General features: G+C 60.8%; 26 protein-coding genes and 5 pseudogenes. 13 read left to right on the forward strand and 18 right to left on the reverse strand.

What is annotated here, in order from left to right; translation table 11 throughout:
• Positions 1-280 precede the first annotated feature (280 nt).
• The 4 genes and pseudogenes from ACFQT0_RS24665 to ACFQT0_RS24680 form a co-directional block, all read left to right on the forward strand.
• Positions 281-916, forward strand: a pseudogene (locus tag ACFQT0_RS24665) (transglycosylase domain-containing protein); the annotation flags it as partial.
• A 61-nt stretch (positions 917-977) separates the two neighbouring features.
• A pseudogene (locus ACFQT0_RS24670) lies at positions 978-1,865 on the forward strand (penicillin-binding transpeptidase domain-containing protein); the annotation flags it as partial.
• 209 nt (positions 1,866-2,074) lie between these two features.
• Positions 2,075-2,674 (forward strand): hypothetical protein, encoded by a 600-nt coding sequence (locus ACFQT0_RS24675; RefSeq protein WP_380205664.1) that lies wholly within the window; start codon positions 2,075-2,077, stop codon positions 2,672-2,674.
• Between the two features lie 36 nt (positions 2,675-2,710).
• Positions 2,711-3,199 carry a YcxB family protein gene (locus ACFQT0_RS24680; RefSeq protein WP_380205665.1) on the forward strand — a complete coding sequence of 163 codons (489 nt, stop codon included), beginning with the start codon at positions 2,711-2,713 and terminating at the stop codon, positions 3,197-3,199.
• A 39-nt stretch (positions 3,200-3,238) separates the two neighbouring features.
• On the opposite strand, the pseudogene ACFQT0_RS24685 reads toward ACFQT0_RS24680, so the two are convergent.
• The 6 genes and pseudogenes from ACFQT0_RS24685 to ACFQT0_RS24705 all read right to left on the reverse strand — a co-directional run bounded on the left by ACFQT0_RS24685 (position 3,239) and on the right by ACFQT0_RS24705 (position 7,066).
• Positions 3,239-4,107 (reverse strand): annotated as a pseudogene (locus tag ACFQT0_RS24685) (SMP-30/gluconolactonase/LRE family protein).
• Positions 4,108-4,120: 13 nt separating this feature from the next.
• Positions 4,121-4,978 (reverse strand): 2-dehydro-3-deoxygalactonokinase, encoded by an 858-nt coding sequence (locus tag ACFQT0_RS24690; protein WP_380205666.1) that lies wholly within the window; start codon positions 4,976-4,978, stop codon positions 4,121-4,123.
• Entirely contained in the window at positions 4,942-5,112 is a 171-nt protein-coding gene (locus ACFQT0_RS24695; RefSeq protein ID WP_380205667.1) for a hypothetical protein, read from the reverse strand. The genes ACFQT0_RS24690 and ACFQT0_RS24695 overlap by 37 nt, the downstream gene beginning before the upstream one ends.
• 166 nt (positions 5,113-5,278) lie before the next feature.
• On the reverse strand, positions 5,279-6,112 hold the full coding sequence (gene dgoD / locus ACFQT0_RS24700) for a galactonate dehydratase (RefSeq protein WP_449272084.1): 834 nt from the start codon (positions 6,110-6,112) through the stop codon (positions 5,279-5,281).
• Entirely contained in the window at positions 6,112-6,426 is a 315-nt protein-coding gene (locus tag ACFQT0_RS31765; RefSeq protein ID WP_449272085.1) for a hypothetical protein, read from the reverse strand. The genes dgoD and ACFQT0_RS31765 overlap by 1 nt, the downstream gene beginning before the upstream one ends.
• Positions 6,371-7,066 carry a bifunctional 4-hydroxy-2-oxoglutarate aldolase/2-dehydro-3-deoxy-phosphogluconate aldolase gene (locus ACFQT0_RS24705; protein ID WP_380205668.1) on the reverse strand — a complete coding sequence of 232 codons (696 nt, stop codon included), beginning with the start codon at positions 7,064-7,066 and terminating at the stop codon, positions 6,371-6,373. The genes ACFQT0_RS31765 and ACFQT0_RS24705 overlap by 56 nt, the downstream gene beginning before the upstream one ends.
• A 223-nt stretch (positions 7,067-7,289) precedes the next feature.
• Between ACFQT0_RS24705 and ACFQT0_RS24710 the strand changes: the two genes are divergently transcribed.
• The 5 genes and pseudogenes from ACFQT0_RS24710 to ACFQT0_RS24730 all read left to right on the forward strand — a co-directional run.
• Positions 7,290-8,606, forward strand: a complete 1,317-nt coding sequence (locus ACFQT0_RS24710) for a family 1 glycosylhydrolase (protein WP_380205669.1) — start codon at positions 7,290-7,292, stop codon at positions 8,604-8,606.
• Positions 8,607-9,004: 398 nt separating this feature from the next.
• The gene (locus ACFQT0_RS24715) at positions 9,005-9,775 is read left to right on the forward strand and encodes a DUF4197 domain-containing protein (RefSeq protein ID WP_380205670.1); all 771 of its coding nucleotides are present in this window, start codon (positions 9,005-9,007) and stop codon (positions 9,773-9,775) included.
• Positions 9,776-9,843: 68 nt separating this feature from the next.
• Positions 9,844-10,311, forward strand: a complete 468-nt coding sequence (locus ACFQT0_RS24720; RefSeq protein ID WP_380205671.1) for a MaoC family dehydratase — start codon at positions 9,844-9,846, stop codon at positions 10,309-10,311.
• Between the two features lie 368 nt (positions 10,312-10,679).
• Complete coding sequence (locus ACFQT0_RS24725) at positions 10,680-12,476, forward strand: alpha/beta hydrolase family protein (RefSeq protein ID WP_380205672.1); 1,797 nt, start codon at positions 10,680-10,682, stop codon at positions 12,474-12,476.
• 160 nt (positions 12,477-12,636) lie between these two features.
• Positions 12,637-13,485 (forward strand): annotated as a pseudogene (locus tag ACFQT0_RS24730) (WD40 repeat domain-containing protein); the annotation flags it as partial.
• Positions 13,486-13,707: 222 nt separating this feature from the next.
• On the opposite strand, the gene ACFQT0_RS24740 reads toward ACFQT0_RS24730, so the two are convergent.
• From ACFQT0_RS24740 to ACFQT0_RS24750, 3 genes and pseudogenes are all read right to left on the reverse strand, one after another.
• Positions 13,708-14,103: a DUF779 domain-containing protein gene (locus ACFQT0_RS24740; protein WP_380205673.1), complete on the reverse strand. Its 396-nt coding sequence runs from the start codon at positions 14,101-14,103 to the stop codon at positions 13,708-13,710.
• Between the two features lie 11 nt (positions 14,104-14,114).
• A complete protein-coding gene (locus tag ACFQT0_RS24745; RefSeq protein ID WP_380205674.1) occupies positions 14,115-14,507 on the reverse strand; it encodes a hypothetical protein in 393 nt (130 codons plus the stop codon).
• A gap of 332 nt (positions 14,508-14,839) precedes the next feature.
• Positions 14,840-16,164, reverse strand: a pseudogene (locus ACFQT0_RS24750) (aldehyde dehydrogenase family protein).
• A 343-nt stretch (positions 16,165-16,507) separates the two neighbouring features.
• Here ACFQT0_RS24750 and ACFQT0_RS24755 point away from each other — a divergent pair.
• The gene (locus ACFQT0_RS24755; protein WP_380205675.1) at positions 16,508-16,705 is read left to right on the forward strand and encodes a hypothetical protein; all 198 of its coding nucleotides are present in this window, start codon (positions 16,508-16,510) and stop codon (positions 16,703-16,705) included.
• Positions 16,705-17,436, forward strand: a complete 732-nt coding sequence (locus ACFQT0_RS24760; protein ID WP_380206130.1) for a helix-turn-helix transcriptional regulator — start codon at positions 16,705-16,707, stop codon at positions 17,434-17,436. Before ACFQT0_RS24755 ends, ACFQT0_RS24760 begins: the two co-directional genes overlap by 1 nt.
• A 159-nt stretch (positions 17,437-17,595) precedes the next feature.
• Here ACFQT0_RS24760 and ACFQT0_RS24765 read toward each other — a convergent pair whose 3' ends face one another.
• The 4 genes from ACFQT0_RS24765 to ACFQT0_RS24780 all read right to left on the reverse strand — a co-directional run bounded on the left by ACFQT0_RS24765 (position 17,596) and on the right by ACFQT0_RS24780 (position 19,658).
• Positions 17,596-18,333, reverse strand: coding sequence for a bestrophin family protein (locus ACFQT0_RS24765; protein ID WP_380205676.1), 738 nt, complete (start codon positions 18,331-18,333; stop codon positions 17,596-17,598).
• Positions 18,249-18,521, reverse strand: coding sequence for a hypothetical protein (locus ACFQT0_RS24770; protein WP_380205677.1), 273 nt, complete (start codon positions 18,519-18,521; stop codon positions 18,249-18,251). Before ACFQT0_RS24770 ends, ACFQT0_RS24765 begins: the two co-directional genes overlap by 85 nt.
• 50 nt (positions 18,522-18,571) lie before the next feature.
• Positions 18,572-19,039, reverse strand: a complete 468-nt coding sequence (locus ACFQT0_RS24775) for a hypothetical protein (RefSeq protein WP_380205678.1) — start codon at positions 19,037-19,039, stop codon at positions 18,572-18,574.
• A gap of 88 nt (positions 19,040-19,127) precedes the next feature.
• Positions 19,128-19,658, reverse strand: coding sequence for a GreA/GreB family elongation factor (locus ACFQT0_RS24780; RefSeq protein WP_380205679.1), 531 nt, complete (start codon positions 19,656-19,658; stop codon positions 19,128-19,130).
• A 116-nt stretch (positions 19,659-19,774) separates the two neighbouring features.
• On the opposite strand from ACFQT0_RS24780, the gene ACFQT0_RS24785 reads away from it, so the two are divergent.
• On the forward strand, positions 19,775-21,016 hold the full coding sequence (locus tag ACFQT0_RS24785) for an MFS transporter (RefSeq protein WP_380205680.1): 1,242 nt from the start codon (positions 19,775-19,777) through the stop codon (positions 21,014-21,016).
• A 243-nt stretch (positions 21,017-21,259) separates the two neighbouring features.
• Here ACFQT0_RS24785 and rfbD read toward each other — a convergent pair whose 3' ends face one another.
• From rfbD to ACFQT0_RS24810, 5 genes are all read right to left on the reverse strand, one after another.
• Positions 21,260-22,063, reverse strand: a complete 804-nt coding sequence (gene rfbD, locus ACFQT0_RS24790; RefSeq protein WP_380205681.1) for a dTDP-4-dehydrorhamnose reductase — start codon at positions 22,061-22,063, stop codon at positions 21,260-21,262.
• Positions 22,064-22,150: 87 nt separating this feature from the next.
• Positions 22,151-22,684, reverse strand: a complete 534-nt coding sequence (locus ACFQT0_RS24795; protein WP_380205682.1) for a TIGR03915 family putative DNA repair protein — start codon at positions 22,682-22,684, stop codon at positions 22,151-22,153.
• Positions 22,578-22,946 carry a hypothetical protein gene (locus ACFQT0_RS24800; RefSeq protein ID WP_380205683.1) on the reverse strand — a complete coding sequence of 123 codons (369 nt, stop codon included), beginning with the start codon at positions 22,944-22,946 and terminating at the stop codon, positions 22,578-22,580. Before ACFQT0_RS24800 ends, ACFQT0_RS24795 begins: the two co-directional genes overlap by 107 nt.
• 411 nt (positions 22,947-23,357) lie before the next feature.
• On the reverse strand, positions 23,358-24,215 hold the full coding sequence (locus ACFQT0_RS24805) for an alpha/beta fold hydrolase (RefSeq protein ID WP_380205684.1): 858 nt from the start codon (positions 24,213-24,215) through the stop codon (positions 23,358-23,360).
• Positions 24,199-25,794, reverse strand: a complete 1,596-nt coding sequence (locus ACFQT0_RS24810) for a putative DNA modification/repair radical SAM protein (protein WP_380205685.1) — start codon at positions 25,792-25,794, stop codon at positions 24,199-24,201. Before ACFQT0_RS24810 ends, ACFQT0_RS24805 begins: the two co-directional genes overlap by 17 nt.
• Before the next feature lie 290 nt (positions 25,795-26,084).
• Between ACFQT0_RS24810 and ACFQT0_RS24815 the strand changes: the two genes are divergently transcribed.
• Positions 26,085-26,630, forward strand: coding sequence for a hypothetical protein (locus ACFQT0_RS24815; RefSeq protein WP_380205686.1), 546 nt, complete (start codon positions 26,085-26,087; stop codon positions 26,628-26,630).
• Positions 26,631-26,782: the final 152 nt, after the last annotated feature.

Raw genomic sequence — 26,782 nt, forward strand, 5'->3', positions numbered from 1 at the left:
CCTTTTAAGAAAAAATTTGAAAATTGTTTAACATTTAGCATTGCCTCTTTAAAACATTAGAATAGCAATTGCTATATGTAATAAACTAATCATAGTAGTACAGCTTGATTATTAAATAGAGATGGTGCGATAAAGCCTGATGGCTTTTTCACTCGGGCAAGCAGCTACTGCTAAACCGTTGCCCATAATCTACCGGGCATGCTTTTGCAGGACGGGCAAGCCCTTGGAAAATGGTCCTGGACCTCCCTACTTCGCCAGCTCAAGACGGATATCTTTGGGTATGAATCGGCGGACTGGGTTGCGATTAGTGGGAGCCGTACTCGTAGCCATAGTCGGGCTATTCGGGCTGGACCTGGCGTTTCCGCTGCCCCGCGCGCCGCTGTATTCGCCCGTCGTGCTGGCCGCCGATGGCACGGTGCTGCACGCCTACCTGAACCCCACGCAGAAATGGCGGATGAAAACCGAGCTGTCGGAAATCACGCCGGCGCTGCAGCAGGCCATTATCAACAAGGAAGACCGGTACTTCCGGTATCATTTCGGGGTGAACCCGGTGGCCATCCTGCAGGCGGCGGGCCGCAACCTCTTCCGGCCGGGCCGCACCACCGGGGCCAGCACCATCACCATGCAGGTGGCCCGCCTGCTGGAGCCCAAGGAGCGCACGCTGGGCAACAAAGCCCTCGAAATGCTGCGCGCCCTGCAGCTGGAAGCGCATTACAGCAAGGCCGAAATCCTGCAGCTGTACCTGAACTTGGTGCCCTACGGCGGCAACATCGAGGGCGTGAAGTCGGCGGCGCTGCTCTATTTCCAACAGCCGCCCGACTACCTCTCCCTGGCCCAGACCGTGACCTTGGCCATCATCCCCAACCAGCCGCGCGTGCTGGTGCTGGGCAAAAACAACGCCGCCATCCTGGCCGAGCGCAACCGCTGGCTGCGCTGGTTTGGGCAGCAGCGCCTGTTTCCCGCCCAGGATATTGCCGATGCCTTGGCTGAGCAGGCTCGACGTGCAGCGCCACGCGGCACCCGCCCTGGCCCCGCACCTGGCGCGCCGGCTGGTGGCGCAGTTTCCCGGCCAGCCCATCATCCGTTCCACGCTCCGGCGCGGCCCCCAGGCCCAGGCCGAAGACCTGACCAAAAACTACGTGCGCCGCCTGCACGAACTGGGCATCGCCCAGGCCGCCGTGCTGGTGGTGAACAACCGCACCCGCGCCGTGGAAGCCTATGTGGGCTCGGCCGATTTCCAAGACGCTGCCACTTCCGGGCAGGTCGATGGCGTGCGGGCCGTGCGCTCGCCGGGCAGCACGCTCAAACCTTTTCTCTACGCCCTGGCCCTGGACCGTGGCCTCGTGACGCCCAAGCTAAAGCTGCCCGACGTGCCCACCAATTTCAGCGGCTTCCGGCCCGAGAACTTCGACAAAAACTTCAGCGGCGAAGTGACCGTGGAGCGGGCCCTGACTTACTCGCTCAACATTCCGGCCGTGCGCGTGCTCTCGGAGCTGGGCGTGGGCACCTTCACGAGCAAGCTGCGCGAGGCTGGCTTCCGGCGCGTGGCGCACGATGCGCCGCGGCTGGGGCTTAGCACGATTCTGGGTGGCTGCGGCACCACGCTGGAAGAACTGACGGCACTGTACGCGGCCCTGGCGGACAAGGGGCGGTACGCACCTTTGACGCTGGCGCTTAATGAAGAATTAGGAATGAGGAATGAGGAATTATCTAGCAAGACTAGAGGAAAAGCGGCTGCTTCAATTTCCAATTCTTCATTCTTCATTCCTCATTCTTCATTAATAACAAGCCCCGCCGCGGCCTTCCTCATCACCGACATTTTAGCTCAACACACGCGGCCCGACTTGCCGTTGGGCTACCAGGGCAGCACTCGGCTGCCCAAGATTGCCTGGAAGACCGGCACCAGCTATGGCCGGCGGGATGCCTGGAGCATTGGTTATAATAAGGACTACACCGTGGGCGTGTGGGTGGGCAATTTCAGCGGCGAGGGCAGCCCGGCCCTCACGGGCACAGACATTGCCACGCCCCTGCTGTTCGACCTGTTCAACGCCCTGGCCTACAATTCGCCGAATAATTGGGCCACGCCTCCGCCAGCCTCGACTTCCGGCTGGTGTGCGCCGAAAGCGGGCTGGTACCGGGCGAGCATTGCCCCAATCAACTTATTGACTACTACCTGCCTGGCACGTCCAGGGCCTCGCGCTGCGAGCACCAGCGCGAGGCCCTGGTATCGGCCGCGGGCACGGTTTCCTACTGCCGGGCTTGCGTGCCGGCCAGCGGCTTTAGGCGCCAGCTTTTCCCCAACCCCCGCCCCGAAGTGCTGGCCTTTCGCGAAGCCCAGGGCTTGCCGGCCAGCCGGCTACCCGCGCACAATCCCGATTGCCGCCTCGTGCGCAATACCGACGACGATGGCGCAGGCGCCAGCCTCGCCATCACCTCGCCCTTGGCCAACGCCGAATACCTGCTCAACCGCCGCGAAAAGCAACAACTGCTACTTAGTTGCGCCGCTGGCAGCGAGGTGCGGCAGGTATTCTGGTACGTAAACGACCAGTTTCTGCGAGCCGCCTCGGCTACTGAGCGGGTGTTTTTCAGCCCGCCTGCGGGCTCCGTGAAAATCTCCTGCGCCGACGACCACGGCCGTAACGTGGATATTCAGCTGCAGGTGGCCGAGCTATAATTGCAGGAGCAATTAGTCTGCCTCAACACCACTCATATGGATTTCACCATAGTAATCATTCCAAACGATAAGTATTACAACGATTTCTATCGTGAATGGGCGTCGCAGAAATGGCTTCGCAGGTGGCAGCCATTCTTAGCTGTTTTCATGATTTTATTCTGGATAGCACTACGATATATTGACGCCGGTGGAGTGTTAGGAATATTACCTTACTTTTTTATTGCTATCGGAATCTACGAGTTTATAAAGCACTTTTACTCAAAACACAAGTGGTTAAATGACCGAAATAAAAGCGGAATTACAGGCCAGGATATTGTCATTAATTTCAAAGACGAATTCATAAAAATAGACGGTCCCTTTTCTCGCGGAGAGCTACAATGGAAAGGAATAAACAATATTATCCGGACACCAAATGCCTTGTTTTTGACTCCGGAAAACGGAGCTAGCATTTTTCTGCCTAATTCCGCTTTTGATTCAGAAAATCAAATAGAAGCGGTTATGATAGCACAACAAAACGCTCGCTAGCTGCAGTATGGGAGAATGCCACTGCTTACGTTCTCAACGTCACTTATTGAAAAAATAGGCCGGCACGCCCCGCACGCCTGGCTCAACGGCAAACAAGTCGCCGCTCAACGGGAACTCCTGCAACTGCTGCTCGCTTAGGCCGCGGCGTGCAGTGGTAATGTAGAGCGTCTTGAGCTCGGGTCCACCAAAGGCGCAGGACGACGTGAACGGCGCGGGCACTGCCACGGCCTGCAGCAGCTCGCCGGTGGTCGGGGCATAGCGGTGCACCGCGCCCGCGCCCCACAGGGCCACCCACAGCATGCCTTCCGCATCGATGGTCATGCCATCGGGATAGCCCACCACCTCGGGAATCCGGACAATGTCCCGCGGGTTTTCGATGTCGCCCGTGGCATCGTCGTAGTCGAACGCCTGCACCCGAAACGTGTGCGTATCGATGTAATACATGGTGGTGCGGTCCAGCGACCAGGCCATGCCGTTAGAAGTCGTCACGCCGCGCAGCATCTCGTGGAGGCTGCCGTCGGGGTCGAAGCGGTAGAGGGCGCCCGTATGGGGCTTCAGCTCCATGTTGCACGTGCCCACCCAAAACCGGCCGGCGGGGTCGCACTTGCCATCGTTGAAGCGCACGCTCGGGTCCGTGAGCGGGTTGACCAGGAAGTGAGCTGGCCGGTGGCCGGGGAAAGACGGTGGATGCCGGTTTGCAGGGCCAGCAACACGTCGCCGTTGTGCATCGGTACCACGGTGCCCACCCGGGCATCGGTGGCAAAGGCCTCATCTGCTCCCGCGGCGGGGTCGAAGGTGTGAAACGCCCGGCCCTCGATGTCGACCCAGTACAGCTGCCTGGTCTCCGGGTTCCAGAGGGGCCCTTCGCCCAGGGTCGCTTGCGCATGGAGTATGGGGTGAGCCAGCATGGGAATGGGGCAGCTACGGGGTTCCTTCTTTGATACGGCTGTGCGTGAAAACGGATAGCTGCCCGCGCAGGGTTACTTCCTCGGCGGTTTTGGTTTGCACGGGGCACTTGTCTGCAATGCCCAGTACGCGCAGCGCGGCGCTGTAGTGGGCCACCAGCACGGGCTCGCCGGCGAGGGTAATGCCGGCGGGGATGCTGTTTAGCAAGTCCCGGCATTCGCTGCCCACCAGCAGGCCGCTCAGGTAGAAGTAGTTTTCCTGCCTGGTGGCTTTCTTGAACAGGTCATTGGTCCGCACCAGAAAGGCGTTGTGCAGCAAGTTGGCCTGCTGGCTGTCGCGCACGCCTTTCTCGAACCACTGGAGGTTGTTCCCTTCCTCCAGTTTCCCTCCTTCTTCGACCGAGTTCGCGAGGATGGCTTGCTTGGAAAGCAGCGCGAAGAACTCACCCGTCATGTAGGTTTTCAGGGCCAGGGCGCGGCCGTGCTGCACCCGCACGTGCTTGGCGTGCGTGCCAGGATGCAGAAACAGCTGCTCCTGTTCGCTCAACTCAAACTGGCAGCCCACCAGTTGGGTTTCCTCGCCTCGCATCACATCATCGTCGCTTTTTACGCCTGAAATCAGCAGCGTGGTGTGCCGGAAATCGGCCGTGGGCGCTATGGTTTTCGTGAGCAAATCGGAGCCATCGGTGGCGAAAGGCAGGGGCTTATACGGCAGCTCCAGCATACCGATGGTGGAGGAAGCCATGCCCGAAATCACCACGGGAACGTCTTCTAGCGAGGTTTTTACCGTTTCCTCCAGCTTCTGCAGGTGCTTTCGTAAAATGTCCAGGTAGAAGCTCAGCCGCTGCTCCGGCGGCTGTTGGGCCTTTGCCAAAGCTCCGCCGTGGCCGCGTTGCCTTCCTTGGAGCTTTCCTGGGCCAGGATTTTCAGGCCCGCGCGCTCCACCAGCCGCAACCGGAAGGAAGAGGTGCCCCAATCGCAGCTCAGGAAAACGGTTTCGGGGTTCATAGACGCTTCGCTTAATGAGAAATGAAGAATGAAAAGCAGACCGTAGCGCAGCATCTTGCCGGCGGCAATAATTCAAGTGTGAGGTTTTAGAAGTCGCCAGAGGCTGCGCCGGGTATGCCGGGTTAGATTAATTCCTCATTCTTCATTCCTCATTAAGCGAAGCGTCTCACCATTCGGCCACGCTGCCATCGGGATTACGCCAAATGGGGTTGTGCCAGTTGTGACCGATGGCGGCGCGGCTCAGCAGGTATTCTTCGTTGATGGTGATGCCCAAGCCCGGCCCGTCGGGGATTTTGCAGTAGCCGTTTTCGTACTCGAACACTTTGGGGTCAGCCAGGTAATCGAGCAAGTCGTTTTCCAGGTTGTAGTGGATGCCCAGGCTTTGCTCCTGGATGAAGGCGTTGTGGCAGGTGGCGTCTACCTGCAGGCAGGCGGCCAGCGCAATGGGGCCCAGCGGGCAATGCGGGGCCGCGGCCACGTCGAAGGCTTCGGCCATGGAAATAATCTTCTTGCATTCGGTGATGCCGCCGGCGTGCGAGAGGTCGGGCTGGATGATGTCAACGTACCCGTCAACCAGCAATTGCTTGAAGTCCCAGCGCGAAAACATGCGCTCGCCGGTGGCAATGGGGATGGACGTGTACCGGGCAATTTCGCGCAGGGCCTCGTTGTTCTGGGCCAGCACCGGCTCTTCGATAAACATGGGCCGATAGGGCTCCAGCTCCTGGGCCAGCATCTTGGCCATGGACTTGTGCACGCGCCCGTGGAAATCAATGCCGATGCCCAGGCCCGGGCCGCCGGCTTCGCGCACGGCCGCGATGCGCGCCAGGGCCAGGTCAATTTTCACGTGCGAATCGATGTAGCTCATTTCGTCGGTGGCGTTCATCTTCACGGCCGTAAAGCCCTTGGCCACCATGCTCGCGGCGGCTAGCCCCACCTCGGTGGGCCGGTCGCCGCCAATCCAGGAGTATACCCGCATCCGCTCGCGCACGCGGCCGCCCATCAGTGGTGAATCGGGGCGTTGTGGTACTTGCCTTTGATGTCCCACAGCGCCTGGTCGATGCCGGCAATGGCCGACATCAGGATGGGCCCGCCGCGGTAGAAGCCGCCGCGGTACATCACCTGCCAGTGGTCTTCAATGTTGAGCGGGTTCTTGCCCACCAGGTTTTCCATCAGCTCGGTCACGGCCGCGGCCACGGTGGCCGCCCGTCCTTCGATTATGGGCTCGCCCCAGCCCACTAGGCCGGTGTCGGTTTCCAGCTTAAGAAACAGCCAGCGCGGTGGCACTTGAAACAAAGTGAAGCGCGAGATTTTCATGGCGCGGCGGTGAGCGGCGGCGAAACCGCCTGCACAAACTGCTCGGCCTTCCGCGTGAGTGGTGCAGGTATTCGTCGGTAACGGGCTGGCTGGTATCGACCAGGGCGCTGCCCAGCCCGAAGGCCGCGGCCCCGGCCTGCTGGAATTCTTTGATGTTCTCCAGCGACACGCCGCCGGTGGGCATGAGCGGGATGAACGGCAGCGGCCCGGCCAAGTCTTTGAAATACGTAGCCCCCACCGACGCCGGAAACACCTTGATAATATCGCCGCCGTGCTCGTAGGCCGCCAGGATTTCGGTGGCCGTAAACGCGCCTGGGATGCTCACGGCCCCGTAGCGCTTCGTCATCCGGATGGTCTTTTTGTTGAGCGTGGGCGAGATGATGAACCGCGCGCCGGCGAGCAGCGCCGCGCGGGCCGTTTCGGGGTCCAACACGGTGCCCGCGCCCACCAGCAGATGGTCGCTCATGGCCGCGGCCAGCTCCTTTATCGAGTCGAGGGCGCCGGGCGAGTTCAGCGTGATTTCCAGGGTGCGGATGCCGCCGGCGTGCAGGGCCTGGGCAATGCGGAGCAGGTCGGGCGGATTGGCCCCGCGGATGATGGCGACCACCTTGCTTTCAAGAATGTGGGAGAGTGGCGTCATGGACAGTGCGAGAGAGAGTACGGCGTATCTTTTCTGTTCCTATCGACAACGTATAAGCCTGAAATTGGGTTAGATATCTTCCCAATGCAACGCCCCGACAGCCGAGCCAGCACGCGGCCCGGCTGGGGTGCAACATCACGAGAATTAAAGCCTTGAGTCCCGGCACTGTCCTCCTCATCGCCCCACCTTGCGTACACGTTCTGTCTACCTTCCAACCTTGCTTATGGGACCTCAATTTCTCTTTGCCACCGGCATCGAAAACAGCAACCCCACCATCCAGAACGGCAAAGTGCGCGTGGACGAGATGGCGAAATGCGGCCATTACGAGCATTGGCAGAAAGACTTCGACCTGGTGCAGGAGCTCGGCGTGCGCTTTCTGCGCTACGGCCCGCCCATTCACACCACGTTCCTGGGGCCCGGCCGCTACGACTGGTCGTTTGCCGACGCCACATTTCAGGACTTGCTGCGGCGCAACATTGCGCCCATTGTGGACCTGTGCCACTTCGGGGTGCCCGACTGGATAGGCAACTTCCAGAACCCGGATTTTCCTGAGCTGTTTGCCCAATACGCCAAGGCATTTGCGCTGCGGTTTCCGTGGGTGCAGCTCTACACGCCGGTCAACGAGATGTACATCTGCGCGGAGTTTTCGGCCCTGTTTGGGTGGTGGAACGAGCAGTTGCGCAGCGACCAGGCCTTCGTGACGGCCCTCAAGCACATTGTGAAGGCCAACGTGCTGGCCATGCACGCCATTCTGGAGGTGCGGGCCGATGCCATTTTTATTCAGAGCGAGTCGTCGGAGTACTTCCATGCCGAAAACCCAGCTGCCATCCGCCCGGCTGAAACCATGAATTCGCGCCGCTTCCTGTCGCTGGATTTGAACTACGGCCGCCGGGTAGAGTCAGAAATGTACGAGTACCTGATGGACAACGGCATGACGCGGGACGAATACCACTCCTTCATGCACAACAAGCTCAAGCACCATTGCATCATGGGCAACGACTACTACAAAACCAACGAGCACCGCGTGTCGGCCAACGGCCACACCCGCGCTTCGGGCGAAGTCTTTGGCTACCACGTTATCACCCGGCAGTACCACGACCGCTACCGCCTGCCGGTCATGCACACCGAAACCAACCTCTGGCAAGGCCCCAACGGCGACGAAGCCGTAAACTGGCTCTGGAAGGAATGGGCCAACGTGCTGCGCGTGCGCAACGACGGCGTGCCCGTGGTGGGCTTCACCTGGTACTCCCTCACCGACCAGGTGGACTGGGACACCGCCCTGCGCGAAAACAACGGCTACGTGAACCCCCTGGGCCTCTACGATTTGAACCGCAACATCCGGCCCGTGGGCGAGGCCTACAAGCAGCTCATCGCCGACTGGGCCCACGTGCTGCCCACCCACAGCGTCTGCCTGAGAGTCCCCATTGTGATGCCGCACGAAAGCAACCGCACCTGGGCCAAAGCGCAGGAAGAAGATGCGAAAGAACTGAGTGCCAGCAAATCCACCGCCGAGGCTAACACCATTCCGACGACGAGTTAGCTCAATATCTCAGCTCAATTTTCATCTTCGCATTGAATGCTAACTAAAAGGCCAGGTACCCGTCATGCTGAGCGGAGCCGAAGCATCTCGCTCGCGCCGTCTGTCATGCTGAGCTTGCAAAGCATCTTATCACGCCTCAACGATTCGTGCTCACTTGATAAGATGCTCCGCTCAGCATGACAAACGACACAGAAGAGTGCTACGCACGCTTCCGCAAGCATGCTACGACCAACAGACTTCAGCTCAACAGGACGAGTGTAGCTCAATGAGGCAAATGAATCGGCAGATACGGCACGGCAGTTGCATAACCGGATTCAGCAGCCCGAAGCCGCGCTAATTCAACTTGTGAATTCAGCTCAACTTCTGCTGTTTTTCCCGCTTCTGTCTGCTTTGTCCTTATGAATAAGTTCGTCCTCAGCGCTGCCCTGGTTATTCTCTGGAGCTGCTCTTTCAACGTCTCGGCCCAATTCCGCTTTCCTGACCTGAAAGACCTGAAGCTGCCCACCGGCATCAAAACGCCCACCTCCACCAGCAGCAGAGGCAGCGCGGCCATCGGCGGGCTCTCGAATACCGAAGCCGCCAACGGCCTGAAGGAAGCGCTGCTGCAGGGCATCGGCAAGGGTGCCGACCAGGCTTCGCAGACCGACGGCTTCTACCTCAACCGCCTCATTCGCATCCCGTTTCCACCCGATGCGCAACGCGTGGCCACCACCCTGCGCAGCATTGGGCTGGGCAGCCAGGTAGATAAGTTTGAGCTGTCGCTGAACCGCGGCGCCGAAGACGCGGCCCGCAGCGCCAAGCCCATTTTTATTAGCGCCATTAAGAGCCTCACCTTTTCGGACGTGTGGAACATTCTGACGGGCCAGAAGGACGCCGCCACGCAGTTTCTGAAGCGCACTACCAGCACCCAGCTCACCACGGCTTTTGCGCCCATCATGCAGCAAAGCCTGGACAAAGTGGGGGCTACCCGTTACTACTCGGCCCTGGCCACGCAATACAACCAGCTGCCCCTGGGCAAGCCCGTGCAAACCGACCTGACGCAGTACGCCACCGGCAAAGCCGTCGACGGCCTGTTCACGCTCATTGCCCAGGAAGAAGCCAACATCCGCGAGAACCCCGTGGCCCGCACCACCGAACTGCTGCGCCGCGTGTTTGGCCGCAATAGCTAAGCACGGCACCACAGTGGCGCTTAGGCGGCGTATGTTTGCGGCCCTTCACCGCCATTCAACCGCCGTTTATGAGCAAACTAACTATCCGCAGCCTCGCCGAGCTCGAGGCCTGCGTGGGCCAGGAAATGGGCGTTTCCGAGTACCACACCATCACCCAGGAGCAAATCAACCAGTTTGCGGCCGCCACGCTCGACTTCCAGTGGATTCACGTCGACGCCGAGCGGGCCCAGGCCGAGTCGCCGTTCAAGGCCACCATTGCGCACGGCTACCTCACCGTGTCGCTCCTGCCCTTTTTGTGGCAGCAAATCGTGGCCATTGAGAACCTGAAAATGCAGGTCAACTACGAAATCGAAAGCCTGCGCTTCAACCAGGCCGTGACCGTAAACAGCCAGGTCCGGCTGCGCGCCTCGCTGCTCTCCATTGCCAATCTGCGCGGCATTGCCAAGGCCCGCCTGCAAGTCACCCTCGAAATCCTGGATTCAAAAAAGCCCGCCTATACTGGCATTATTACGTTCCTGTACCATTTTCAGGAATAATATTCTTATCAGAAGAAGGAAATTTGTAAATAATTGACCGAAAGGACCGTGCGGCGCTGGCTGCACGGTCCTTTTTGCATACATTAGCCCCATACATTCACTCTTTTTCTGCTTAAATATGAGGCATTTGTTTCTTTATCTGGGGCTGGCTCTGACCCTGGCAACCCCGCAACTTGGCGTAGCGCAAGCCCCCAAAGCCGGCGCGCAGCCGCCGCTCATCGACCGCGAGCCTGCTGTTTGGCGACCCCGAGATTTCGGGCGCCCAGCTCTCGCCCGATGGCAAGTTCCTGTCCTTCATCAAGCCCTACAACGGCACCCGCAACATCTGGGTAAAGGGCCTGACCGAGCCTTTCGAGAAGGCCCGGCCCATGACCAACGACCAGGCCCGCCCGGTGCGCGGCTACTTCTGGAGCCGCGACGGCAAGTACCTGCTCTACAGCCAGGACAAGGGCGGCGACGAAAACTTTAACATCTACGCCGTGAACCCGGCCGAGGCCTTGCCCGCCGGCCAGGCCGTGCCTACGGCCCGCGACCTCACCGGCCTCAAGGGCGTGCGGGTGCAGGTGGTGAATGTGCCGCTCACCGACACCAACACGCTCTATATCGGCCTGAACGACCGCGACAAGGCGTGGCACGACCTCTACAAACTGAACCTGACCACCGGCGAGAAAACCCTGGTGCGCCAGAACAACGACCGCATCGGCGCCTGGGAGTTCGACTGGAACGACCAGCTGCGAGTGGCTTCGCGCTCGAACCCAGACGGCAGCACCGAGTGGCTGCGCGTGGAAGGCGACAAGCTGACGCCATTCTACAAAACGTCGATTGACGAGCAGAGCAACGTCGCCGCCTTTGCCAAGGACAACAAGCGGGTATACATGGTTACGAACATGGGCCCGGGCCGCAACCTGGCCGAAATCGTGCTCATGGACCCCGCCACCGGCAAGGAAGAGCCCTTCCAGGCCGACCTGCAGAAGCGCGTGGACGTGGGCAATCTGGCCGTATCGGAGAAGACGCATGAGCCCGTTTTCGTGAGCTTCGAGGACGACCGGATGCGCCGCGTGTGGAAGGACAAGGAGTTTGAAAAGGACTTCAAAACGGCCAGCGCCAAGCTCAACGGCCTCGACGTGTACCCGGTATCCAACACCACCGACGAGCGGCTGTGGCTGCTCTCGGCCAGCTCGGCCACGCAGCCCTCTGTGGCCTACCTCTTCGACCGCCAAACCAAGCAGCTCACCAAGCAGTATGAAACCCGGCCCAAGCTGAAGTCCAGTGACCTGGCCGACATGAAAGTGGTGCGCTACAAGTCGTCGGACGGTCTCGAAATCCCGGCCTACCTCACCCTGCCTAAGGGCGTAGCCGCCAAGAATTTGCCGGTGATGATTGTGCCCCACGGCGGCCCCTGGGGCCGCGACACCTACGGCTTCAACGCCATGCACCAGTTCCTGGCCAACCGCGGCTACGCGGTGCTTTCGCCTAACTTCCGGGCCAGCACCGGCTACGGCAAGAAATTCCTGGAAGCCGGCAATGGCGAGTGGGGCCGCAAAATGCAGGACGACCTGACCTGGGGCGTGAAGTACCTCATTGCCCAGGGCATTGCAGACCCCAAGAAGGTGGGCATCATGGGCGGCTCCTACGGCGGCTACGCCACGCTGGCGGGCGTGGCCTTCACCCCCGACGTGTACTCGGCCGGCGTGGCCATTGTGGCGCCTTCCAACCTGATGACGCTGCTAAACGCCATTCCGCCCTATTGGGAAGCCATGCGCAAGCAGCTGTATGCCCGCATGGCCGACCCCGGCACCGAAGCCGGCCGGGCCGAGCTGGCGCGCATGTCGCCGCTGGGCTCCGCCAATAAAATCAAAACCCCGCTGATGGTGGTGCAGGGCGCCAACGACCCGCGCGTGAACAAGGCCGAGGCCGACCAGATAGTGGTGGCCCTGCGCGACCGCAACTACCCCGTGCAATACCTCCTTGCGCCCGACGAAGGCCACGGCTTTGCCCGACCTGTGAACAACATGGCCATGTTCGCAGCCTCCGAGAAATTCCTATCCAAGCACTTGGGCGGCCGTTTCCAGGAAAGCATGTCTCCGGCCGTGGCCAAGCGGCTGGAGGAAATCACGGTGGACCCGAAAACGGTAACGCTCGTCAAGGAAACGGCCGTGAAGTAAACCTGAATTTTAGCCCAACAAAAAAGCCCGGCCCTTTTGGAGCCGGGCTTTTTTGTTGGGCTAAAATCAGCTTCTCAAGGGGCTGATAAAAAGTAGTCCGGCAAATGCTAGCTTCGCAAAACACACTCTCTCTTTTCTGCAAAACTGTTTTCCTTACCTCATGTCAGCTTCGTCCCCAAAGCCCCGTGCCACCAGACGCATCTTAACCGTTATTCTAGCCCTTGTCCTGCTCCTAACCGGGGCATTAGCTTATGGCTATTGGGGGCAAAAACCTCAGCAGGTGGACGGTGGGCTAGCTCAATTGCACACGGTATTCACGGGGCACAAGGCCCACATCTGGGAAGTTAAATTCAGCCCCGATGGAGCGCTACTGGCTAGCGGCAGCATAGACAGCACCGTAAAGGTGTGGAACAAGCAGGGCCAGGTGCTGCTCAATTTGAAACACCCGACTGGGGTTACGACCCTCGAATTCAGCCCCGACGGCAAGGTGCTGGCCAGCGGGGGCTACGACCACGTCATCCGCTTGTGGCAGGTGGCCGATGGCCGGCTGCTTAGCTCCTTGCCCGGGCACGAGGGCACGGTCTGGGCCGTGACGTTCGGCCCAGACGGGCGCACCTTGGCCAGCGCGGGCGAAGACAAGCTCGTGAAGCTCTGGAACCTGGGTAGCGGCACGCTGATTCGCAGCCTGCCCGGCCACCGGCTCAACGTGTGGGGCGTAAAATTCAGCCCCGATGGCCGCTCGCTGGCCAGCTCCAGCTTTGATAATGATATCCGGATTTGGGACACCGCCAGTGGGCAATTGCTTCGCACCCTCACCGGCCACACCGAGGCAATTTTGAACGTGGATTTCACCGCCGATGGCCGGCAACTGGCCAGCGCCAGCGACGACAAAAGCATCCGGCTCTGGGACGTGGCCACGGGCCGGCTGCTGCGCACTTTCAAGGGCGATTCGGAGTGCGTGTACTCCCTCGAGTTCAGCCCCGACAACAAGCATATTGCCGCAGCCTACCGCGACAAAACGGCCCTGGGCGAAATCGCGCAGAATATCCTGGGCCTCTCCCCCACCAATAAAGGCGTCACGGTGCGAATTTGGGACGTGGCCACCGGCCAGCCTGCTGCAAACCCTGGCCCAACACACGGACGATGCCTACGACGTGACCTACAGCCCCGACGGCCAGTGGCTGGCCAGCGCCAGCTCCGACAAAACCGTGGACCTGTGGCGGCTCCGGCGCTAAGCTTGCGATTCGAGGTACTCCTCTCCTTGCCGCACCGGGGCCATGTCCTTAGATTCTTCCTCAGTGAACAGGCGCGAGCGAATCAGAAACCGCACGCCCAGCGGGATTTCCAGCGAGAAGCTGGCTCCCCGGCCTTTGGTGACGTCCACGGTGAGCTGGGTGTGCTGCCAGTACTCGAATTGGCTGGTGCTCATGAAGAAGTCGCAGCCGTGAATCTGGCCCAGCCACACGTCGTTGCCGCCGATGCGGAATTCGCCCTTGGCAAAGCACATGGGCGAGGAGCCGTCGCAGCAGCCGCCACTCTGGTGGAACATGAGCGGGCCGTTTTCGTCGCGTAAAAGGTCAATGGTAGCCTCAGCGGCTTGGGTTACGAGGACGCGGGGCGTGGCCATGGTCTAAGAGGTTATTTGGTGGGGTTGCGCTGGCCGGGCAGGTAATTTGGCTTGCCCTTTACCTTGGCGCGGCGGTAGATGTAGGCGATGTCGCCCTGCTGCTCACGCACAGTTACCTTCTCGAGCGGAGCGATGGCACCGTCGGCACTCACCCAATCATAAGCAAGCTGGTGGATGGAATCCCAATGGTAGTGATGATTGCCAATGCTCGAGATGCTTTTTTGGGCGGCATTGGGCATGGCGTCGGTGGCCGGAGGCGGCACCAGGGCCTGCGCATCGTAATGACGTTTTTCAGCTTTCAGCAGTACCCAATCCGGGTTCTTGCCTCCCGGCACCGGCAAAAGCTGGGCCTGAGCAATGGAAATGCTATATAGTAGCGCAAAGGGCAATAGTATACGCTTCATCTTCACAGGATTGGTACTGCCTTCTTGTAAAGACGCAACCTACTGCTTAAAAGATTCTTGGCCTCGAACGAATCCGACTGCCCGCTGCTTTGCCACAACCAGAACGTCATGCTGAGCGCAGTCGAAGCATCTCGCGTGTGGTAGTAATCCAATCGATTGAGTTACTACCACACGCGAGATGCTTCGACTGCGCTCAGCATGACGGCCTAGTTAGTCACTGATTTTCTTAGCCCAATTTGGGCTAATCAGCTCAATTTCGGCCTAAAAGAAGCCCAGCTTCTGCTTGCTGTAGCTGATGAGCATGTTCTTGGTCTGGCGGTAGTGGGCGAGCATCATCTTGTGATTTTCGCGGCCAAAACCGGAGGCCTTATAGCCACCGAAGGGGCTCCTGCCGGGTAGTCGTGGTAGCAGTTCACCCACACGCGGCCGGCCTGAATGGCGCGGGGCATGTTGTAAAGCTCGTGGGCATCGCGGCTCCAGAGGCCGGCGCCGAGGCCGTAGAGGGTGTCGTTGGCTATTTCGATGGCTTCGTCGTTGTCCTTGAACGTGGTGACGGACAGCACCGGGCCGAAGATTTCCTCCTGGAAAATCCGCATTTTGTTGTGGCCGCGGAAGATGGTGGGCTTGATGTAGTAGCCGTCGGACAGCTCGGGGTGGTCGTGGAAGTGCGCGTCGCCGCCCACCAGCACCTCGGCGCCTTCGGCCTTGCCGATTTCGAGGTAGCTCAGAATCTTCTCGTACTGGTCGTTCGAGGCCTGCGCGCCCATCATGGTGCTGGGGTCGAGCGGGTGGCCGAGCTTGATGGCCTTCACGCGCTCGATGAGGCGGGGAATAAACTCGTCGTAAATGTCTTCGTGGATGAGCAGGCGCGAGGGGCAGGTGCAGATTTCGCCCTGGTTGAGGGCAAACATGGCGGCGCCTTCCAGGCACTTGTCGAGGAAGTCGTCGTCGGCATCCATCACCGATTTGCAGAAGATGTTCGGCGACTTGCCGCCCAGTTCCATGGTCACGGGAATGATGTTTTCGGCGGCGTATTGCAGGATGAGGCGGCCGGTGGTGGTTTCGCCGGTGAAGGAAACCTTCTGCACGCGCTTGTTGCTGGCCAGGGCTTGCCGGCTTCCAGGCCGAAGCCGTTCACCACGTTAATTACGCCGGCGGGCACCACATCCTGAATCAGCTCCATGAGTATCATGATGCTGGCGGGGGTTTGCTCGGCGGGCTTCATCACCACGCAACAGCCCGAGGCAATGGCGGGGGCCAGCTTCCAGGTGGCCATCAGCAGCGGGAAGTTCCAGGGAATAATCTGGCCCACCACGCCCAGCGGCTCCTGAATCACGAGCGACAAGGTATTCTCGTTCAGCTCCGTAGCCGAGCCTTCTTCGGCCCGAATCACGCCGGCGAAGTAGCGGAAGTGGTCGATGCAGAGCGGCAGGTCGGCTGCCATGGTTTCGCGGATGGGCTTGCCGTTTTCCACGGTTTCGGCCGCCGCCAGGTGGGCCAGGTTGGCCTCCATGATGTCGGCGATTTTTAGCAGCACGTTGCTGCGCGTGGTGGCCGAGGCCTTGCCCCAGGTTTTGAAGGCTTCGTGGGCGGCGTCCAGCGCCAGGCTCAATGTCTTCCTTGGTGGAGCGGGCCACCTGGCAGAAGGCTTTGCCATCGATGGGCGAGGGGTTTTCAAAGTACTGGCCTTTGACCGGGGCCACCCATTTGCCGCCGATGAAATTATCGTAGTGAGTTTTGAATTTTGGACGCGCCACCACGGTGGAGGTTGCTTCGAGGGTTTCAGCCATGACGATGTAAAAAGTAAAGGTTGAGTGGGTTAGTTGGATGGTAAAGGTCTCTGAATAACCTTTCGGCGGGTTGTGGTATTGTCTTAAAGTGTGCGGGAATAATCGCAACTTGCCAGGACAACCCACCCCATCAGGAGCTACGGTTGCGCCTTTCTGCTCTGCCCTTCTCCCCCGGCGTTCTTAGCGCCGGGGTTAACTTAAATCCCACCCATGACCACGCGCGCCCACCTCCCCGCCGCCGTTGCCCCGCTCGCCGTCGAGCGCCTGCACAGCCTCGTCGAAAACCGCACCGTGTACGCCCTCGATGGGTTTGAGCTCAACGTTTTTGAAACCCACCAGGCCGCCCACCGCGTGCAGCTACGGCTCGATGGCCTGGCCCTGACCACCATGCTGCGCGGCAAAAGGTGATGCACCTGCCCGGCCGCGCTGCCTTCGACTACCTGCCCGGCGAATCGGTGGTGGTGGACAAGGACGAGCTCATGGAAATCGACTTCCCGGAGGCCTGCCTCTGCCAGCCCACCCAGTGCTTGGCCGTGGCCATCGCGCCCGACACCATCCGCCACACCGTGGACTTGCTCAACGAGCGGTACCCCCGCGCCGAGGCCCACCAGCCCTGGACCCTGCAGCAGCCCGAGTACGCCCACCTCACCAACACCCCCGAGCTCACCGACACGCTGGGCCGCCTCGTGGCCGTGTCGCGCACCACCGACGTCAACAAGGACGTGCTGGCCAGCTTCACCCTGCAGGAGCTGCTCGTCCGCCTGATGCAAACGCAGGCCCGCCAACTCATTTTCCACGACTACGCCCGCTACCTCACCTCTCACCGCTTCGCCGCCGTGGTCGACTACATCAAGCAGCACCTGGCCGAAAATCTGAGCATCGACAAGCTCAGCGCGCTGGCCTGCATGAGCAAGGCCACGTTCTTCCGAGTATTCAAGCGCGAGTTTGGCATCACGCCGGTCGAGTTCATCATCCGCGAGCGGCTGAGCGAGGCCAAGCGGCTGCTGCGCCACCCGCTGGCCAGCGTGGCCGAGGTGTGCATGCGGGCCGGGTTTAATAACCTCTCCTACTTCCAGGCGCTCTTTAAGAAGTACGAGGGCGTGACACCGGGGGCGTATAAGAAGCAGATGGTAGCGTAAACCTCACCCCCGGCCCCTCTCCAAAAGAGAGGGGAGCCTAACCCGAACGCAATGCTGAAAGGAAAAAGCCCCAGTTCAATTGAGCCGGGGCTTTTTCCTTATAATACTTCTTGAGCCGCCTTGGCTCCCCTCTCCTAGGGAGAGGGGTCGGGGGTGAGGTTAAAACACGACGCTATAAGGCGCATCGGCCAGCGCGCGGTAGTCTTCGTGCAGGTTCACGCCCAGAATTTCGTGCACGTTGGCCCGGATGCGGTTGGAAAGCTGGGTGAGCGGCAAGTCGTTGCTGTCTTTGCCGAACGGGTCTTCAATTTCGTCGCCTATCATCTCCACGCCCAGCAGGGCATAGGCGCCGAACATGGTGATGGGCACCGTCATGTACTCGTAGGTATCGAGCAGGTTGAAGGGCATGATGATGATGAACACCGAGATAAACCCCTTGATAAAGTAGCTGTAGGAAAAAGGAATGGGGGTTTTCTGGATGCGCTCGCAGGCGCCGGCCACGTCCAGCAGTACTTCGTGGTGGCGCTGGATGGTGATGAGGTGCGTGGGCAGAATGAGGCCTTCCTGCAACAGTTGCTCGTAAAACTCCTGCAGCTGAGCCGCGATGCGCGAGGGCACATGGTCGAACTGCCGCAGCTGCTCGACATAGCCGCTATGGGCTTCTCCCAGCTTGTGAAACCTTACCCCCTGCCGCAGGTGCCCGTCCAGGGCAATGGGAAAGTTGGACAGCAGGTGGGCCAGGTACGTGCGGTTGGCGTAGTCGTCGGCCGGGAGGCGGGCGTGGAGGAGCACGGCCAGGTTGCGGCAGTTGTTCACGAGCTGCCCCCAGAGGCGGCGGCCTTCATAAAAACGGTCGTAGGCCGTGTTGGTCCGAAACACCAGCAGCAAGCTGAGCATAATGCCCAGGAAAGAGAAAACTCCTTATCGACAGTGAAATTAAAGACCTTGGACTGCACCACTACGGCCGTAACGGCAGTGGCGTACAGCCCCACCCACAGCACGCGCTTCAGCAGTAGGCGGATGATGCCCGAGGAGCGCAGGTGGCGCAGGGCCTCCCACCAGTCGGTCGATTTGTAGATAATCATAGGCAACTCATGGAGCCAACTGCTGGTAACCGCAATCCAGCTCAAGCCATTTAATCGCTGGAAGATAGGCGGCCTGCTGCCAGGGAGTGGCCCGGCGCTTTTTCGCTTTCCTGGGCCTGCAGCAACCAGTTGGTGGCGTCGCTCTCCTGGCTGGCGTAGTGCAGGCGGTAGGGCAGCGCTGGGTTGGAGACGGCCGCTACCTGCCGCTGAAAGTCCTCGGCCGCGCCGAGGTGGGCCGGCGAAATCAAGTAGCTGAAATACAGCAGCCCGCCGAAGTGAGCCGACACCAGCGGGGCAAACTCATCGAGCATCCAGCGGGTGACGGCCGGGCCCGAGCTGGGCCGGCGGCGGGCATCGAGCAACCAAAAGCGGCACTGGTTTACGTCGGCTTCTTCGAGGTAGCGATAGATGCGTCGGGTTTCCTCGTCGGTGGTAACCCCCAGCCACCGCACGACCAGAATGTGCAAGTCGGGGCGGTACGAGAGGTCAACCAAGGGCGTGGGAGGAGTCAATTGCATGAAGCAAAATAAGCAGTTTTCTTCATGTGATGTCCCACGAAACGGGCTTTGAAGCATTCAGCGGTACTCCCCACCCTTATTCCGAGGACTATGCTGGGGTGTTGTCGTAGGCGATGGACTCTACTTGCACCACTTCTTCTTGCGGGCCCAGTTTCACCGTCACGGTCTTGCCCAGCTTGGTTCCCTGCACGGCCCGGGCAATGGGCGCGATGAACGCCACCTTGCCTTGGGCCACGTCGGCTTCGTCGACCCCCACAATAGTAAACCGCCGCTCGGCGCCGACTTTGCCTCCGCTCAGGGTGCGCAGCGTGACGGTGGCGCCGAAGCGCACTTCCTTGGGCGGCTGGGCGTGCGGGTCTACCACTTTGGCGCTGGCAATGCGCTCGGTGAGCAGGGCAATGCGGCCGTTGTAGAGCGACAGCCGGTGGGTGCGGTCGGTGTCGTTGTCGCGGTTGGCTTCGGCCACGGCGCGCTCGGCTTCCAGGGCCGTGAGCTCGGCGCGAAGCTGCTCGAGGCCGTTGGGCGTGACGTAGTTGGTGGTACCGGGTGGCAGCGCCGCCCGCGGCGGAATAATGGGTGGCTGCTGGGAGTCATCCTCTTTTACAAATCCTCGGCTCATGGTCGGTTGAACGCAAGGGCCATCGGCAGGTTATGGTGCAGGCGTAACCATTGGCAGGTTTTCGCTGTTAGCCCCGTCTGCGTCCTGCGCAGCTTGAGAACCGTTTGCTAGCTTATATGAAAGAATCCCTTGTTGAAAATACGCCCTTATCTATTCCCACTACTTCTCCTCCCACCACCTCCCCTACCGAAGCCCCTGCCCCCAGCCTGCTAGACAATGCCCTGGTCTGGCTCATGGCCGTAACCTGCGGCCTGGTGGTGGCCAATATTTACTACAACCAGCCGCTGCTCGCCGCTATCGGCCGCACCTTCCGCCTTTCGGACAGCAGTGCCAGCCTGATAGCCACGGCCACGCAGATTGGCTACACGCTGGGCATGCTGCTGGTAGTGCCGCTGGGCGACAAGCTCGAGCGCAAGCGCATGATGCTGCTCATGCTGCTGGGCGCGGCCCTGTGCATGGGCCTGGCCGCCTGGGCGCCCAGCTTTTCCGTGCTGGCCGGGGCGAGCGTGCTGCTAGGCATCTTCTCAGCCGTGCCGCAGCTGCTGGTGCCCATGGCCGCGCACCTGGCCCCGGAAGCCAGCCGCGGCCGCATTGTAGGTCGCGTGATGAGCGGCCTGCTCATCGGCATCCTGCTTTCGCGCACCGTGAGCGGCTACGTGGGCCTACACTTGGGCTGGCGCGCCATGTTCGAAATCGGCGCCGGGCTCATGGTGCTGCTCGCCGCCCTCTTGGCCTGGAAGCTGCCCACCGACCAGCCCACCTTCTCCGGTTCCTACGGCTCGTTGATGAAGTCCCTGCTCACGCTCACCCGCGAGCAAAGGCCGCTGCGGCGCGCGGCGCTGGTGGGCGCCAGTCTCTTTGCCGCCTTCAGTGTGTTTTGGACCATGCTGGCGTTTTACCTGGAAGGACCCGCGTTTGGCTACGGCAGCGACGTAGCCGGCTTCTTTGGCTTGATTGGGGCGTTTGGGGCCTTGGCGGCGCCCTTGGCCGGCAAAACCGCCGACACGAAAGGCCCGGATTATACCATTGCGCTGGGCATCGTGCTGGCGCTGGTGGCTTACGCCATTCTCGGTTTCGGCGGCCTGTATGTGGCCGGTTTGGTAATCGGGGTCATTCTGCTTGATGTGGGTGTGCAGGCCACGCACATTTCCAACCAGTCGATGATATTCTCGCTGGTGCCCGAGGCCCGCAGCCGGCTCAACACCGTGTACATGACGGCCTACTTTACCGGCGGCTCGCTGGGGTCAATTCTGGGCGGGCTGGCCTGGGTGCACGGCGGCTGGCCCGGCGTATGCCTGGTGGGCGGGGCCCTGACGGCAGTAGCGCTGCTGGTGAGCCGGCGCTACGGGCGGGAGTAGACAGGAAATTGAGCTGTGGCGGGGCACCTCACCCCGGCCCCTCTCCAAAAGAGAGGGGAGCCTCGGCTTAAGGGTTGGCTCAACTTTAAAGCAAAAGCCCCAGCTCAATATTGAGCTGGGGCTTTTCTATTCTATTGAATAACGTCAGGCTCCCCTCTCTTTTGGAGAGGGGCCGGGGGTGAGGTGCCTACGCCTCCAGCCGTCCCAAACACACCTGCAGGCTGTGGCGCCAGTGCGGAATGGCTACGCCCAGGCTGCGTCTTGGCTTTGGTCTTGTCCATCACCGAATAGGTGGGCCGCGTGGCCTTGGTGGGGTACTCTGCTGTGCGGATGGGAACGGTGCGCACTGGAGTTTCGCTCAGGCTCAAAGATGGCCGTGGCGAAATCGTACCAGGACGTGAGGCCCTCGTTGCTGTAGTGGTAGAGGCCGAATTCCTGGCTTCCGGTTTCGATGATGGAAAGGATGCAGCCGGCCAAATCGATGGCGTAAGTGGGCGTACCAACCTGGTCCCAGATAATCTTGAGTTCCTCGCGCTCCCGGCCCAGCTTGAGCATGGTTTTCACAAAGTTGTTGGCGTACTCGGAGTACAGCCAGCTCGTGCGCAGGATGAAGAACTTACTGGTATATTCAGAAATTACCTGCTCGCCTTCCAGCTTGGTGAGGCCGTACACGCTGATGGGCGCGGCTTCGTCGGTTTCCACGAGGGGCTGGTTGCCGGTGCCGGCAAAGACGAAGTCGGTCGAAATCTGGATGAGGACGGTGCCGTACTCCCCGCACAGCTGGCTGAGGTTGGCCACACCGTCGCGGTTGATTTTGCGGGCCAACTCAATTTCGTCCTCGGCTTTGTCCACGGCCGTGTAGGCAGCGCAGTTGATGCAATAAGCCGGGCGGCGCTCGGCAAAAAGGGCCGCCAGGCCTGCGGGGTCAAGGATATTGGCCTGCGCTTCGGGCAGAAACACCATGTCGGGCGTGTTCCGCTCCTGCGCTACGTGCGCCAGGCACTGCCCCAATTGACCCGATGCTCCAAAAACCAATATGCTACCCATGAACTACGCCACTTAGTGATATAAGAATAGATGCGCCAGTCGCTGTCGTTACTCAGCAGCCCTGCACTGAAACAAAGCCCAGGGGCCTTATTCGAGCCGCAAGTTAGGGTCCACGGGCGGGCGCTTGTTCTTAATCGGCTCAAAACGCATTTCGCGCGGCTGTTTTTCACTCAGGTATTTCCAGTAGCGCAGTGGCATGTGGCGGCGGTGCAGCTTTAGGTTTCTGCGCTCCGGAATGTTCACGTGGTCGAAATACGCCTGCCAGAGCAGCTTGAAAAGGGGCTCCCGCTCGTCGAGCACGGTGGCCGATAGCTGGGTGGACTTTGGCGCCTGCGTAGCCTCAAACTGCACCACGTCGGTGCGGGTCAGGTCGTAGTAGAGGCCGTAGTGGCGTCGGCGGTCGTATATCAGCCAGCGCTGGTCGGCGTAGCGCTTGGTGAAGTGGGCGGCGATGAGCGGCAGCACGTCAAAATCGGGCTCGATGGTGGCGTGAAACAGGTCATCGGTGGTTTTCTCAAAGCGCACGAAGGCTTCCATGCGATGCTTTTCGCGGAACATCTGCTGGGCAAGGCGCTGCACGCGGCGCACGCTGGCGTCGGCGTAGTTGGTCGAGATGTCCACTGGGGTGCGCAGGGCCAAGTCTACGTACCGGAAAATGAGCAGGCTCGCGGTCCGGCTGCTCGCTCAGAAACACGTGAAACAAGCGGGTGCGCGCTTCGGCGTCCATGGTTTTCAGCAGGCCGTCCCACACGCGGGCGGCCAAGGCTTCGCTGGTCTCAATCGGCGCAGATGGCGCAAATAAGCCACCCTGCACCGCCGCCTCGGGCTGAATGTTGTTGGGCGCCGCCTTGCTGTCGTAAATGGTAAACAATACCGTCAGCAAGCCCTCAAATGTGCCGTCGTAAGTGTAGTCGCGCGGCGTGCCGGATAGCTCCGGCGCCGGCCGGCGGGCTCCGCAGCGGGCGCAGCAGGGGCCGAAGCCGGACGTCGAAGCGGGGTGAGGTTGGGCATCAGCTGTGTTTCAGAAGTAAACCGTTACGTCCCGTTGAATGATTAGGCCATATGGATTGACCTGTCATGCTAAGCTTATCGAAGCATCTCTACCTGAACAGTAACCCAATTGTCTGTCATGCTGAGGCACGAAGCATCTTTTCACCTTTGGACGACTCGTGCAGACGTGATAAGGTCCTTCGCGCTGCTCAGGATGACAGACGATTAGATTAGTAAGCACGCGAGATGCCTCGGCTCCGCTCGGCATGACACACGGTAAATTTGTTATGCAAAACCCGTCCCGTCATTTCAAAAACTTCAGCAGCAGCTCGTTCACTTCATTGGGTATTTCGTGCTGCACCCAGTGGCTGGCGGGTAGGTACGTAAGGCGGCCGGCATCGCACAGCTGCAGGCTTTGCCGGGCCAGGTCAGCTTCCAGGAAAGCATCGTTTTCGCCCCAGATGATGTGCACCGGCACTTTTACCCGGCCGGTTTTGCTGAGCCGCCCGGCAAAGCGCCCGGCGGCGCGGTACCAGTTTATCATGCTGCGCATGGCGCGGGGCTGGTTCCAGGCTTCGCGGTAGGCGTTTAGGTCCTGGTGGCTAAACACGCCGTCGGCGCTGGTGCGCAGCAGGGCCTGCCGGGCCACCCACCAGCCCCGGAGGCGCGCCAGGCACTCGGGCAGCCACGGCAATTGAAAGAAGAAAACGTACCAGCTTTTGGCAAACTGGCGGGGGTTGCGGCGCAGGGCCTGGGCCAGCACCTGCGGGTGGGGCACGTTGAGCACCGCCGCGCGGTGGATGCGGGCCGGGTGGTGCGCCGCCAGGTACCAGGCCACAGCGGCGCCCCAGTCGTGGCCCACAACAGCGGCAGTTTGCGCGCCAGCGGCATCCATCAGCCCAATTACATCGGCGGCCAGCTTGTCGATGGTATAGTCCCGCACGTGGTGGGGCTTGTCGCTGAGGTTGTAGCCGCGCTGGTCGGGCGCCCACACCCGGTATCCGGCCTGGGCCAGGGGGCCAATTTGGTAGCGCCACGCGTACCAGCCCTCCGGAAAGCCGTGCAGCAGTACGACCAGCGGCCCATCGGCGGGGCCGCTTTGGGCCACGTGCAGCTGCAGGCCGTTGGTAGATACCTGCTGGTGTTCAACGGAGTAGGACATACCGCCAGATACCGGCTCCGGGGCCCGGAAGTTGCGCTAGGCGGCCTGCTGGGCGTCGTTGTCGGCCAGCCGCGCCATGGCCCGGGCGCGGGCGTCGTCGTGCATCTGGCGCACCAGGGGCATGAGCTCGCTGATGCGGCAGCAGCACGAGAGGCGGGCTACTTTGTCGGAGGCCGGGGTGCGCACGGGCTGGGGCTGGCGGTGGATGACTTTCATAACGGAGAAAAAATGTCGTGCTGGACGCCGCCCAGGCTGCTTTTCTGCAGCGGCGAGGGGCCGTTCGAAAAAGGAGGTCGTAGTTCATATCGATTAAGAAGCCTGGGCGAATAAGTCGAGCCTGCTGCGTGACCAGGGCCGAACGGACCGAGCCGGCGCCGAACAGAATCTGGCGGCGCACCTGCTGCTCGCTCAGCTCGCCGATGACGGCACGGTGCTCGCCCTGGCAGGTAAGGAAGTATTTGGCCCGCTTGAGCACCACGCCCAGGCGGCGCAGGGTTTCCATGTTGAGGGCAGCGAAGCGGCGGGCGGCCACAATTTTTTTGGCCGAGCGGGCGCCCACGCCGGGAATGCGCAGTATCATTTCGTACTCGGCCGTGTTCACGTCTACCGGAAACACGTGGCGGTTGCGCAGGGCCCAAGCCAGCTTGGGGTCAATTTCGAGGTCGAGGTGCGGGTGCGCGGGGTCGAGGATTTCGTCGGCGTGGAAGCCGTAGAAGCGCATCAGCCAGTCGGTCTGGTACAGGCGGTGCTCCCGGATAACGGGCGGCTGCGTCACCTGCGGCAGGCGGGCGTCGTCGGTCACGGGAATGTAGCCGGAGTAGTACACGCGCTTCAGCCCGTAGCCCTGGTAGAGCGAATCGGTGAGCTTGATAATTTGCAGGTCCGTCTCGGCGCTGGCGCCCACGATGAGCTGGGTGGTTTGGCCGGCCGTGGCGAAGTTGGGCACTTTCTTGAATAGCGCCTTCTCCTCTTTATTCTGGGCAATGCCGTCCCGAATCTGGCCCATGGGGGTCAGAATCTCCTGGTAGTTCTTCTCGGGAGCCAACGTAGTCAGGGCCAACTCCGAGGGCAGCTCAATATTTACGCTGAGGCGGTCGGCGTACAATCCGGCTTCCTGAATCAATTCTTCCGAAGCGCCCGGAATAGTTTTGACGTGGATGTAGCCGTTGAACTTGTGCTCGGTGCGCAGCTTTTTCACGATGCGCACCAGCCGCTCCATGGTGTAGTCGGGGCTCGAGAAAATGCCGGAGCTCAGAAACAGCCCTTCGATGTAGTTGCGGCGGTAGAAGTTGATGGTGAGGTCCACCACTTCGTCGACGGTGAAGGCGGCGCGCTTCACGTCGTTTGAGCGGCGCGACACGCAGTAAGCGCAGTCGAAAATGCAGTGGTTGGTGAGCAGAATCTTGAGCAGACTCACGCAGCGGCCGTCTTCGGTGTAGCTGTGGCAAATGCCCATGCCCTCGGCGTTGCCCAGGCCTTTGTTCTCGTTTTTGCGCTTGCCGCCGCTGCTGCTGCACGAAGCATCGTACTTCGCGGCATCGGCTAATATGCTTAGTTTCTCTTGAATGCGCTCGTTCATGCGGAAGGGCTGGCTTTCGGGCTTAAAAGTAGTAAACAGCGGCCAAATAGGCGCAATCTGTTAAGCTAATTTTTTTGGTAATAGTTTCTTTTTATGGAAAAAGAAATACGCGCTTATCGCCATGTTTTTAGCAAAAGCCGCTGGCTGGGCTCAGGATGCATTTTAGCTCAACTGAGGGGCGCGGGAGGCCTGGCGCTGGGTGGGCACCGGGCTAGCTGGGCGCTACCGCCGGCTCCTTTTCGTAATTTGCAGCGTTGCGCCCCATTATGAGCTTTCGCGGTTGTTTCCTGTTGGTCTTTGTTCTGCTCGGGCTGGGCATCCGGCCGGCCCAGGGGCAGACGTTTGACCCGCGCTCGGCCGTGCCGCCCGACTCGCTCAAGGCCAGCGAGGAAATCCTCCCCCACCGCGCCGACTCCCTGCGCCAGCGCTTCGACGAGGAGCGGGTGCTCAACCGCCTGAAGGCCTACTCCCGCCGCAAAACCATTGCCGGCCGGGCCCTGTCGGGCTTGTTCAACTTCACCCGCCGCCAGGAAGAGCAGGCCGGCCTCGACGCCGTGCTGCTGGACCGGCAGTTCGACCGCCACAATTTTAAGATTGTGCGCCGGATAGACATCCGCACGCTCGACTCCTTCGGCTACAGCCTCACCGACTCCACCAAAGCGCCGCGGGCTATGTGGGAAAAGGCCGGCAATACGCTGCACATCAAAACGGCCCGTTCGCGGGTGCGGCAGGTGCTGCTGTTCCGGCCCGGCCGGCCCCTGGCCCCCAGGCCCTGGCCGAATCGGAACGCCTGCTGCGCCAAACGCCCGAAATCCTGGACGCCCGCGTGCTGGTAAACGAAACCACCACCACGAGCGACAGCGTGGATATTGAGGTGCTCACCACCGACGTGTTCAGCATCACGGCCGGCTTTCAGGCGGGCTCGGCCACGTCGGGCATTGTCACGTTTGGCGACGAAAACTTTCTAGGCATGGGCCACCAGGCTCAA

Source organism: Hymenobacter humi (assembly GCF_042665855.1).
GTDB lineage: Bacteria > Bacteroidota > Bacteroidia > Cytophagales > Hymenobacteraceae > Hymenobacter > Hymenobacter humi.